We start from the raw sequence: 11,083 nt of genomic DNA, 5'->3' as shown, positions 1-11,083 counted from the left end.
CCCCCCCCCCCCCCCCCCCCCCCCCCCCCCCCCCCCCCCCCCCCCCCCCCCCCCCCCCCCCCCCCCCCCCCCCCCCCCCCCCCCCCCCCCCCCCCCCCCCCCCCCCCCCCCCCCACGGCGCGGCCCGGCCGGTGGCCGGGCCCGGGATCAGCCCTCGGGAACCTTGACCCAGTCGAGGGTGCGCTCCACGGCCGTCTTCCAGCCGGCGTACCCCTCGGCGCGCCGGTCCTCGGACCACTGCGGCTCCCAGCGCCTGGACTCCTGCCAGTGCGTGCGCAGTTCGTCGGTGTCCCGCCAGAAGCCCGTGGCCAGGCCCGCGGCGTAGGCCGCGCCGAGCGCGGTGGTCTCCGCGACGACGGGTCGGCTGACCGGGACGCCGAGGACGTCGGCCTGGATCTGCATGCAGAGGTCGTTGGCGGTGACCCCGCCGTCGACCCGGAGCACGTCCAGGTGGACCGAGGAGTCCTGCTCCATGGCCTCCACGACGTCGCGGCTCTGGTAGCAGATGGACTCCAGGGTCGCCCGCGCCAGGTGTGCGTTGTCGTTGTAGCGGGAGAGGCCGACGATCGCCCCCCGGGCGTCGGAGCGCCAGTAAGGGGCGAACAGACCGGAGAAGGCGGGCACGAAGTACATGCCGCCGTTGTCCTCGACGGTGCGGGCGAGTTCCTCGCTCTCCGCCGCGGTCTTGATGACCTTCATCTGGTCGCGCAGCCACTGCACGGCGGACCCCGTCACCGCGATGGAGCCCTCCAGCGCGTAGACGACCGGACTGTCCCCGAACTGGTAGGCCACCGTGGTGAGCAGGCCGTGCTCCGAGCGGATCAGCTCGGTACCGGTGTTGAGGACCAGGAAGTTGCCGGTGCCGTAGGTGTTCTTGGCCTCGCCGGGCGAGAAGCAGACCTGCCCGACGGTGGCCGCGTGCTGGTCGCCCAGTACCCCGCAGATCGGCACGGAGGCGCGCAGCGGCCGGGAGGTGCGGGCCGTGCCGTAGGCCTCCCGGTGCGAGGAGGGGTTGATCGAGGGCAGCATGGAGCGGGGAATGCCGAAGAAGCCCAGCAGCTCGTCGTCCCAGTCGAGCGTCTCCAGGTTCATCAGCATGGTGCGGCTGGCGTTGGTGACGTCGGTGGCGTGGATGCCACCGTCGGGGCCGCCGGTCAGGTTCCACAGGACCCAGGAGTCCGTGTTGCCGAACAGGGCGTGCCCGGCCTCTGCCGCCTCACGTACGCCGTCGACGTTCTCCAGGATCCACTGGATCTTGCCGGCCGAGAAGTACGTCGCCGGGGGCAGCCCGGCCTTCTGCCGGATGACGTCGCCGCGGCCCGAGCGCTCCAGGGCCGCGGCGATGGCGTCGGTGCGGGTGTCCTGCCACACGATGGCGTTGTAGTAGGGACGCCCGTTGCGCGGGTCCCAGACCACCGTGGTCTCCCGCTGGTTGGTGATGCCGATGGCATCCAGGTCGCCCCCCGACAGGCTGCTGTGGCGCAGGGCGTTCTGCATCACCGAGTTGGTGCGCTCCCAGATCTCCACCGGGTCGTGCTCGACCCACCCGGAACGGGGGAGGATCTGCTCGTGCTCCAACTGGTGCTTCGCCACCTCGTTGCCGCCGTGGTCGAAGATCATGAACCGGGTGCTGGTGGTCCCCTGGTCCACCGCGCCGATGAAGTCCGCCATGTCGTCGTACCGCCTCTCCGGCCGGTGTCAGTCCTCTGGTGCGGGGACGCGCCCCGTCGGCTCTGGTTCGGCCGCGGGCAGGAACCGGCCGATGAGCACCTTGTACAGGCCGGCGCCGAGCAGGCCGCCGATCAGCGGGCCGATGATCGGCACCCAGAAGTAGAAGTTCCCGTACTGGTCCCGCCACGCTCCGCCGTACCCGGTCAGGAAGCTCGCCAGCCGGGGGCCGAAGTCACGGGCCGGGTTGATGGCGTACCCGGCGTTGGTCCCGAAGGCCATGCCGATGGCGACCACGACCAGGCCGATGACGAAGGGCGCGAGGTTCGCGCCCGGCGGGGAGTTGAGCAGGTCGGTCAGCGCCATGATCAGCAGCAGCAGGATGGCGGTGCCGATGACCTGGTCGCGGAACGCGCCCCACTCGTGGACCGGCAGCGCCGTGTTCCCGTTGGCGGGGAGGGTCGAGAAGACGAACTGGGTCTTGATGGTGTGTCCGGGGTCGGCCTTCGCCAGCGCCTCGGTGTAGTTCCAGCGGACCAGGAGCGCCGCCACGAAGGCGCCCAGCGTCTGGGCCACCGTGTAGGGGATCACCTTGCGCCACGGGAACCCCTTGAACGCGGCGAGGGCGAGGGTGACCGCGGGGTTGATGTGGGCGCCGCTCAGCCGCGCCGCCACGTAGACGCCCAGGGTGACACCGAGACCCCATGCCCAGGAAATGCTGTCGTGGTCGCCGAGCCCGCCCTCCGGGTCGGTGAGGGCGCCGCCCGCGATCACTTGGGCGACGACGCCGCAACCGAAGAGGATGAGGATCATCGTGCCGGCGAACTCCGCCGACAGCTCACCGATCATGCCGGACCTCTTGAACCGCTCAGCCATGGAAGCTCACCTTCCGCCGGCTCGACCGGCTGTCGACTGCACGAGAGTTTCCTCGCACAGACTAAGTCGACATCCGGCAATGCGCACATAATGGACATTCGGGGTGGATGTCCGCAGATGGGCGCCCATGACGAGCGGTCACCGGCTCACGGGGCGATCGGCAGCCTCCGCTTGTGCTCGGTCAGCCGGTAGCGGGTGACGATCTTCTCGAAGGCGTCCGCCGCAACCGGCCGGCCCTCCAGGAAGTCGTCGATCTGGTCGTAGGTGACCCCGAGGGCGTCCTCGTCGGCCTTGCCGGGGTCCAGGTTCTCCAGGTCGGCCGTCGGCACCTTGCGCACCAGTTCCGCCGGGGCGCCCAGCGCTTCGCCGACGGCGCGCACCCGGCGCTTGGTGAGGCCGGTCAGCGGGACCACGTCGGCCGCGCCGTCGCCGAACTTGGTGAAGAAGCCGGAGACCGCCTCGGCCGCGTGGTCCGTGCCGACGACCAGACCGTTGTGCGCACCGGCCACGGCGTACTGCGCGATCATGCGCTGGCGGGCCTTGATGTTGCCGTGCACGAAGTCCTGGTGGTGGGCGTCGCGGAAGGCCACGTCCGCGGCGAGCAGCGCCTGGAGGGCGGCGTCGCTCGCGGGCTTGACGTCCACCGTCAGCACCTCGTCGGCCCCGATGAAGGAGAGCGCCCGCTGGGCGTCGTGCTCGTCGGCCTGGACCCCGTGCGGCAGCCGCATCGCGTAGAAGCGGGCCTCGTGTCCGGCGGCCCGGGCCCGCTCCACGGCGAGCTGGCACAACCGCCCCGCCGTCGTCGAGTCGACACCGCCGCTGATGCCGAGCACCAGTGAGCGCAGACCCGTGGAGGTCAGCCGCTCGGCGAGGAAGGCCACCCGGCGTTCGATCTCCTGTTCGGCGTCGAAGGTCTGCGCGACCTCCAGCTCCCGGGCGATCTCCTGTTGCAGGGCGATGGACGCCGGCTCGCTCAATTCCGCTCCTTGTTCGATCAGCAGGGCGTTTCTCCCCACCCTACCGACCGGCGGTGGCGGCCCCGGGGGCGAGCGGCGCGGGGCGGCCGCCAGGGACCGCCCCGCACGCTCGCGGGTCAGCTCAGCGGCTGCACCGTGATGTTGCGGAACCGGACCTTGTTCCCGTGGTCCTGCAGCCGGATCGCCCCGGCGGCCGGGGTCTCGGCACGGCCCGACGCGGTGGGCCCGTCGAGGGCGACGTCGTCGTGGACCTTCTCGCCGTTCCACACCACCGTCACCCGCGCGTCGGCGGTCTTGGTCCCGTTCTCGTCGTAGCGGGCGGCACGGAAGACGACGTCGTACGTCTGCCAGGTCTCCGGTGCCGTCGCCGCGTTGGTGTCGGGCGCCTTCTTCAGATAGATCGCTCCCGCCTCATCGGTGTCCGGGGTGGTGTCGCCGTAGGAGTCCAGGATCTGCAGCTCGTAGCGGTCCTGGAGGTAGATGCCGCTGTTGCCGCGGTCCTGTCCGGTGACGTCGGGCGGCAGCAGGGGCACACGGAACTCCACGTGCAGCTTGAAGTCCTGGTAGGCGTCCTTGGTGCGGATGTCCCCGCAGCACACCTCCATCGACTCCTCCTCGGCCGGCGGCCACGCCACCGGCCGCCCGTCCGTGTGCTGCCACTGCTCCTGTGAGGCGGCGGTGCCGTCGAACAGGACGGCCCGGGCTCCCTTCGGGTGCACGGTGACCAGGTCGAGGTTGACGTGGCCGGTGTCCCCGGCGTCGTACCGGTAGGAGAGCGTGTGGTGGCCCTTGCCCAGCCGCAGGCGCTCGGTCTTCGTGGACCAGGTGTCCCAGTCCCCGGTGGAGGGCAGCTGTGTCCGGCGCACCTTCTTGCCGTCCGCGTACAGGGACAGCGACTTGGTGCCCTCGAAGGGGTCGGGGCCGTTGGAGTAGCGCAGGCCCACGTCGTAGGTGCCGGTCTTCGGCACGGTCACGTCGAAGGTCGCGGCGCCCTTGCCCTCGGTGTCCCAGCGGTCGACGAACCCGCTGCCCGAGTAGCCGGCGTGGTCGGTGTCGATGCCCGCCCTGCCGGTCAGGCGCGCCTCCTCGGCCTCGTACAGGGTGGCGGCGGGCGGCTGCCTGCCGGGCATCTCGTTGAGCGTGTACCAGGCCTCGGTGCTCCACAGCGTCTCGCCCGAGGCGGAGGCGAAGGGCTGCGGGGAACGCACGTGCACCACGCGGTCCGGCTTGAGGCCGTCGAGCCGCAGCCGGACGGTCCGGCCGTCGTCCGAGAGCGTCGCCGACCGCACGGCCAGCTCCTCCTCGGCGATCTTGGGGCCGCCGTAGTCCGCGGTCGCCGTGTAGTGCCACTGCTCCGCCGCATAGCGGTCGGCCAGTTCCGCGGCCGTCTCCTCGGACAGCGGCTGGGTGTACGTGAGGTCGAAGCCGCCCGGTACGGCGCGCATCTCCTGGATGTCGAAGGTGTCGCCGCCGTTCGGCGTCAGCTTCTGCAGGCCGAACTTGAGCTTGCCCTCCTGCCCCCAGTTGCCGTCGGCGCCCAGTCCGCCGGTGTAGATCGCCCCGTCGGGACCGAGGGAGACGCGGTTGACGCCCGCCTCCAGACCCTGGGTGTAGCGGAAGACGGCGCCCTGGTACTGGCCCTTCACCTTCTCCAGGTAGGCGCGCTGCAGACCGCCGTAGGTGACGTCACCGATCAGCATCTGGCCCGCGAACCTGCCCTCCTTCAGGTACACGGGGGTCGAGGGCGAGTTGCCGATCTCGTTCTGCGGCAGCCACAGCACCGGCTGCGTGACGGGGGAGTCCTCGAAGGGGCCCGCGGGCTCGGTGTAGTGGTTGAAGAAGCGGTCCTGCTTGATCTGGACGAGCTTCGAGGAGGGCAGCCAGCCGCCCTGGTTGTCGGTGGCGAAGAGCTCGCCGCCGGGGCCCCAGCCGATGCCGTTGGGCGTGCGCAGCCCGCCCGCGACCGGACTGATCTTCCCGGTCCTCTTGTTGATCCTGTACGTGGTGCCGCGGTCCGGCGCGGGCTGCGGGGTGGTGGTCGCGCCGCCGAGGTCGATGGCGACGGAGAGGTTCACGTAGAAGTAGCCGTCGCGGTAGAGCAGGCCGAAGGCGAACTCGTGGAAGTTGCCGCCGTACGGCCAGGTGGCGACCGTGCGGTACTCGTCGGTCACCTCGTCGCCGTCGCTGTCGACCAGCCGGGTCAGCTCGTGCTTCTGCGAGACGTAGAGCGAGCCGTCGACGTACTTGATGCCCATCGGTTCGCGCAGGCCGCTCGCCACCTTCTTCACCGTGACCTTGTCGCGGCTGGTGGTGCCGGTGACGTTACCGAGGACGTACACCTCACCGGCGACGTTGTCGGTGCCGCCCCAGGTGCTGATGGCCAGGCGGCCGTCGGGCAGCCAGTCCATGCCGGTGACCTGCGGTTCGAAACCGTCGGGGCGCAGGTCGGTGAGGGTGAGGTCGGGGCGTACGGAGGTGAGCGGCAGGCCGTCGCCGGGGGTGTCGGTGCCGGCCTCGCACTCCTTGCGGCCCGGCGCCGTCACCCGCACGACGCCCGCGTCGGTGCTCAGCGCCTCGGACGGCACGACGCTGAACGCGCTCTCGCCCGGCGGCATCCAGGACAGCTGCAGCTGCTGACCGTCGCCCCGGTCGAAGTGCTCGATGCGCAGCGGGTGCGCCCCGGCGGTGAGTTCGACCGTTCCGTCCTTCGGCTCCGCGCCGTGCAGGCCGTCGTGGTCGATCACCGTGTCGCCGTCGAGGGTCAGCCGTGAGCCGTCGTCGCTGACGAGCCGCAGCACGTAGGTGCCGTCGCGGGGCGCGACGAGGTAGCCGGAGGCCTCGGAGACGAAGTTGTCCGCGATGCCGCCGAAGTCGGCGGTGGTCGACCAGTCGACCGTCGGCATCAGCTGGTCGTGGTTCGGCGTCTGCCCCGGCTTGAGGGTGCACAGTTCGTTCAGCGGCGTCTGGACGTCGAAGACGCGCAGCGTGATCCCGGGCTCCTGCGGCGGGATGTCCGCGGGGGCGGCCGTCGAGGCCGGGGCGGCCAGCACGCCACCCACGGAGACGGCCGAGGCCGTCAGCAGGATGAGGTGTCTTCGGGCACGCGAGAACAGCCGTGGACGCATTGGTCCTCCAGTGGGGGTGGGGACCGGACCGTGCCGGAAATCGCTCCGGTCTTGAGCGGCATGACGGTGGTTCCGCCGCCAAGGTAGGAGACTTCCGCTTGGCATGTCCATACTTTGTCATCGTTGTGTTCAAAGTTGCCGACGTCCGAAGTCCCCCGTCCTGCCGAGGAGTTGCCGACGTCCGGAGTCCGCCGTCCTTCGGGCAGTCGGCCTCAGTCCGCGGCGCGGTCCGCGTCCCTGCGGGCCGCCTGCACGCGGCGACGGCTCCACACCAGCAGGGCGAACAGGACGAGGCCGGAGAGGATCAGACTCGCCCCGGTGGCCCACCCGGAGTACGGCAGCCCGGACACGAGGCCCCACACCGCGCCGGCGGTGACGAGGCACACGCCGACCAGCACCGAGCCCGCGATCCGCCAGCCGGAGGAGACGCTCTCCTCGGCCGCGCGCATGGCCCGGTCGCGCACGGGGGCGACGAAACGGTCCAGCGCCGGGACGGCCCGCGCCAGCAGCACCACCCCGGCGAACACCAGCAGCAGGCCGGGACCGGGCAGCACCAGCAGGGCGACCCCGACCACCAGCACGACGGCGCCGAGCACCCCCAGGGCGGTGCGCCGCACCGATTCGACACCCCGCGCCATGGCGCCCCACTCTCCTGCGGTCGGGAGGAACTCCGGTTCCGTCGGCGGTGCCCACCTTAGGCAGCGACCGGGGTGACGGCGATTCAGAGCGCCCGGATGCCCCGCGGGGCCGACAAGCCGCGAGTGCGCGGGGGGCGAGAAGTTGAGGGGCGGTGAGTCGAACGCCCCATCGACGCGAGAGGGGATCACTGCTAGACCTGCACCACCCGCACCTGCACCACCCGCACCATCCCCTGTCCCGTCGTCAGCACCACGCGCAGCATCACCTGTGCCACCGTCAGCACCACCTGCACCACTGCCACCAGGAGGAGCATGTGAGAGCACGTCGCGCGGTCGTCCGGACCGCGTCCGCAGCCGTCGCCGCCCTGGCCCTGACCGCCGGTCTCGCGGGTCCCGCCGTCGCGGCGCCCGCGGCGGCGTCCGGGCCGGCCCCCGCCACGGCCGGCCCGGTCACGCACGAGGAGAACGACCGTGTCCCCGAGGGCTCGGTCTGGACCCAGCACTACTTCCCGTCGTCCGACCGCTCCGGCACCCGGCTCCACGCCGACGTCCTGCTGCCCGAAGGACTGAAGCGCAAGCAGAAGGTGCCGGTCATCCTGTCGATCGGTCCCTACTTCTCCCACACGGGCCAGACCGGCCCCGAGGGCTGGACCCGCACCGGACCCTCCGCCCGCTTCCAGGACTTCATCGAGGGCACCGACCTCTTCGAGCAGGGCTACGCCTTCGTCATGGTGGACCTGCGCGGCTTCGGCGGCTCCACCGGCTGCCTCGACTGGGGCGGCCCGGGCGAACAGGCCGACGTGAAGGCCGCTGTCGACTGGGCCGCGAAACAGCCGTGGTCCACGGGGGCCGTGGGCATGTACGGGAAGTCCTACGACGCCGTCACCGGCCTCATCGGCAACAACCTGGACCAGCGCGCCCTCAAGGCCGTCGTGGCCCAGGAGCCCGTGTGGGACATGTACCAGTACATCTACTCCAACGGAGTGCCGCGCCCGAACGTGACCGGGACCGCGGACGCGTACAACTCCATCGCCACGATGCCCCCGATGGCGGACGACGACCCCCGCTACCAGGAGGCCGCCCGCTACGAGGAGAGCCATCCGGAGTGCCTGACGGGGAACTCCGCCGGATACCGCATATCCGACCAGCGGGACGAGCACTGGACCTCCCGCGACCTGGCGAGGATGGCCCGGGGCAGTGACACCCCGCTCTTCGTCACGCAGGGGTTCATCGAGAACAACACCAAGCCCGAGGAGATGCAGGAGTACCTGGACAACCACAAGGGGCCCGAGCGCGGCTGGGTCGGCCAGTGGGACCACGTGCGCGGCGGCGACCGCACGGAGGACGGCCGCCTGGCCATGGGGCGTGAGGGCTGGTACGAGGAGACCCTGTCCTTCTACGACCAGTACCTCAAGGGCGTCAGGCCCACCGTGCGCTACCCGGCCTACGCCGTCGAGGACTCCACCGGCGCCTGGCGCGCCCAGCACACCTGGCCCGTCACCGAGCGCAGGACGACCCTGCCGCTCGGCGGCGGCTCCTACGTCGACGACGGCGGAGCGTCGGCCCTGGCGGCGCTGAGCGCCCCGGGCGACCTGGCACCGCAGACCCCGCCGCAGCCGGCCGGCACGTGGGACATGGAGAACGCGCCCGCGATCGAACGGCCCGCGCCGGACGGCCTGGCAGCCGAGAACGCGGAGCGACGGCGCACCGGTGGGACCGGCTCCAGCTTCTTCGTGTGGTCGAAGCCGCTGAAGAAGGACGTACGGGTCACCGGCACCCCGCAGGTCTCGCTGACCGCGCGGGGCGAGGGCAACGTCATGCTCAAGCTGTACGACGTGGCCCCGGACGGCAGCGCCGTCATGTTCGACGAGCAGGTCTCCCTGGTGGACTCCGGCCGGCTGACCGTCGACCTGAAGGCGACCGACTGGACGCTGGCGGCAGGGCACGTCCTGGCCGTGGAGATCGGGTCCGTCCAGACCGGCTCGTGGCGCGACACGCCCTCCGGGGAGACCATCGCGGTCAAGGACGCCAGGCTCCGCCTCGCCCTGGACGACCCGGCCGACGACGTGGCCACCTCCGGCGACCGCTCACCGTACCTGGACACGTATCTGCGCCAGTACACGGTGACCCTGCCGGCGGGCCCGGGGACGTTCACCGTGGTCCCGGGCGGCCGCCACTGACGTCCCGGCCGGCCCCGGCCGGTGTTCCGGGCCCGGCCCGGACGCCTGCCGGGGCCGGCCGCGGCCCGCGGCGGCGTCACAGCACGGCGCGCCGCCCCGCGGCCGTGGGGGGGGGGCGGGGGCGGGGGGCCGGCGGGGCGGGCGGGGGGCCCGGGCCCCCCCCGCGCGGGGCCCCGCCGGGGCCCCCCCCCCCCCCCCCGCCCCCCCCGGGGGGGGGGCCCGCCCCCCCCCCCGCCCCCGGGGGGGGCCCCCCCGCGGCCCGCGGCGGCGTCACAGCACGGCGCGCAGCCACGCGGCCGTGGCGGCGAGCGTGGCACGGGAGCCGAACTCGGCGTCCTCGTGCCCGGCGCCGCCCAGCAGTTCGAGACGGCTGCGCGCCCCCGCCCGCACGAGCGCCTGGTGGAGGGCGAACCCCTGGGCGGGCGGCACGATCCGGTCCCGGTCACCGTGGGCCACGAGGAAGGGCGGAGCCCCGGCCGACACCCGTGACAGCAGGCTCCACCGCCGGGCCCGCTCCGCCAGAAGCTCCTCTTCGGTGGTGCCGAGCAGGTCGGCCTCGAAGTGGAACGGCAGCAGCCGCCGCTCCAGTGCGCTGCGCGATGCGGACGCCACGAGGTCCGTCTGCCCGAACCAGTGCACCACGGCCTGCACCGCGCTGGACCGGTCGAGGTGTCCGCCGACCGTGCCCTCCAGTTCCTCCTCGCCCTCCGACAGCGCCAGCAGCGACACCAGGTACGCCCCCGCGGAGGCGCCCCACACGCCGAGACGTTCGGTGGCCAGCCCCAGCCGGGGCCCGTGGGCGCGCAGCCAGCGCACGGCGCCCTTGAGGTCGTGCACCTGCTGCGGGAAGACGGCCCGGGACGCCCGGCGGTAGTCGGCCGAGACCACGGTGATGCCCTGCGCGGCCAGCGGCGCCAGCCGGGTCTCCGCGTCGGTGCCCCGGTCGTCGCGGGTCCAGCCGCCGCCGTGCGCGTACAGCACGACCGGTGTGCCGGGTCCGTCCGGACGGTGGACGTCCAGACGCAGTTCGGTGCCGCCGGCCGTCGCGTACACCAGCCCTCTCTCGACCGTGACCGGAACCTGCCCGTCACGCACGGTCCGCCGGTCCGCCGGTTCGCCCAGGGGTTCTGCCATGCCGGAACCCTAGAAGCGGGAAGGCCGTCGCGCGCGGAACCGGGCGCGGGCACTGCCCCGTACGGGTCCGGCATGACAAGCTGTGCTCCTGTTGTCCGAGTCCAGGAGTTGTACGGTCCCAGGAGGTCGTCATGACTGCGGAGTCCTCAGCGCGAACGGGTTCGGAACCGGCCGGGGCCGAGCCCCCCGGCCCGGCGCCCGAAACACGCCCGAAGGACCTGAAGGACAAGTTCCGTGAGGCGCTGGAGCGAAAGCGGGGGAAACAGGTGGAGGCGGCGGCACTCGCGGCGCACCCGGAGGCCTCGAAGATCCGCGGCGCCCACGGTCCGGCGGCGAGCCAGCGGTCCTTCCGGCGCAAGAGCGGCTGACACCCGTACCGACGCGCCTGTCGGGTCGCCGTCGCGTCCGGCCGGGGACCGTCCCGGCCGGGCGCGCCGGGCGGCCGGGGCGGGCGGGGGGGGTGCCGCCCCTGGGAGTGAAGTTCA

8 protein-coding genes are annotated in these 11,083 nt (G+C 72.5%); 2 read left to right on the top strand and 6 right to left on the bottom strand.

Features of this window, described 5'->3' with window-relative positions; genetic code table 11:
- Positions 1-147: 147 nt before the first annotated feature.
- From glpK to HZS56_RS35720, 5 genes are all read right to left on the bottom strand, one after another.
- Positions 148-1,671 carry a glycerol kinase GlpK gene (gene glpK, locus HZS56_RS35740; RefSeq protein ID WP_216724973.1) on the bottom strand — a complete coding sequence of 508 codons (1,524 nt, stop codon included), beginning with the start codon at positions 1,669-1,671 and terminating at the stop codon, positions 148-150.
- A 27-nt stretch (positions 1,672-1,698) separates the two neighbouring features.
- The gene (locus HZS56_RS35735; RefSeq protein ID WP_216724972.1) at positions 1,699-2,544 is read right to left on the bottom strand and encodes an MIP/aquaporin family protein; all 846 of its coding nucleotides are present in this window, start codon (positions 2,542-2,544) and stop codon (positions 1,699-1,701) included.
- 146 nt (positions 2,545-2,690) lie between these two features.
- Positions 2,691-3,521, bottom strand: a complete 831-nt coding sequence (gene nadE / locus HZS56_RS35730) for an NAD(+) synthase (RefSeq protein WP_253915442.1) — start codon at positions 3,519-3,521, stop codon at positions 2,691-2,693.
- Between the two features lie 116 nt (positions 3,522-3,637).
- Positions 3,638-6,646, bottom strand: a complete 3,009-nt coding sequence (locus HZS56_RS35725) for a 3-keto-alpha-glucoside-1,2-lyase-like domain-containing protein (protein WP_216724971.1) — start codon at positions 6,644-6,646, stop codon at positions 3,638-3,640.
- Between the two features lie 212 nt (positions 6,647-6,858).
- Positions 6,859-7,284 (bottom strand): PGPGW domain-containing protein, encoded by a 426-nt coding sequence (locus HZS56_RS35720; RefSeq protein ID WP_216724970.1) that lies wholly within the window; start codon positions 7,282-7,284, stop codon positions 6,859-6,861.
- Between the two features lie 314 nt (positions 7,285-7,598).
- On the opposite strand from HZS56_RS35720, the gene HZS56_RS35715 reads away from it, so the two are divergent.
- Positions 7,599-9,464 (top strand): CocE/NonD family hydrolase, encoded by a 1,866-nt coding sequence (locus tag HZS56_RS35715; protein ID WP_216724969.1) that lies wholly within the window; start codon positions 7,599-7,601, stop codon positions 9,462-9,464.
- 270 nt (positions 9,465-9,734) lie between these two features.
- Here HZS56_RS35715 and HZS56_RS35710 read toward each other — a convergent pair whose 3' ends face one another.
- A complete protein-coding gene (locus tag HZS56_RS35710; RefSeq protein ID WP_216724968.1) occupies positions 9,735-10,598 on the bottom strand; it encodes an alpha/beta hydrolase in 864 nt (287 codons plus the stop codon).
- A 131-nt stretch (positions 10,599-10,729) separates the two neighbouring features.
- Between HZS56_RS35710 and HZS56_RS35705 the strand changes: the two genes are divergently transcribed.
- Positions 10,730-10,966 (top strand): DUF5302 domain-containing protein, encoded by a 237-nt coding sequence (locus tag HZS56_RS35705; RefSeq protein WP_216724967.1) that lies wholly within the window; start codon positions 10,730-10,732, stop codon positions 10,964-10,966.
- Positions 10,967-11,083 lie beyond the last annotated feature (117 nt).

It is taken from the genome of Streptomyces mayonensis (assembly GCF_018982965.1).
Classification (GTDB): domain Bacteria; phylum Actinomycetota; class Actinomycetes; order Streptomycetales; family Streptomycetaceae; genus Streptomyces; species Streptomyces mayonensis.
This window is presented reverse-complemented; position numbering and strand designations above follow the sequence as displayed.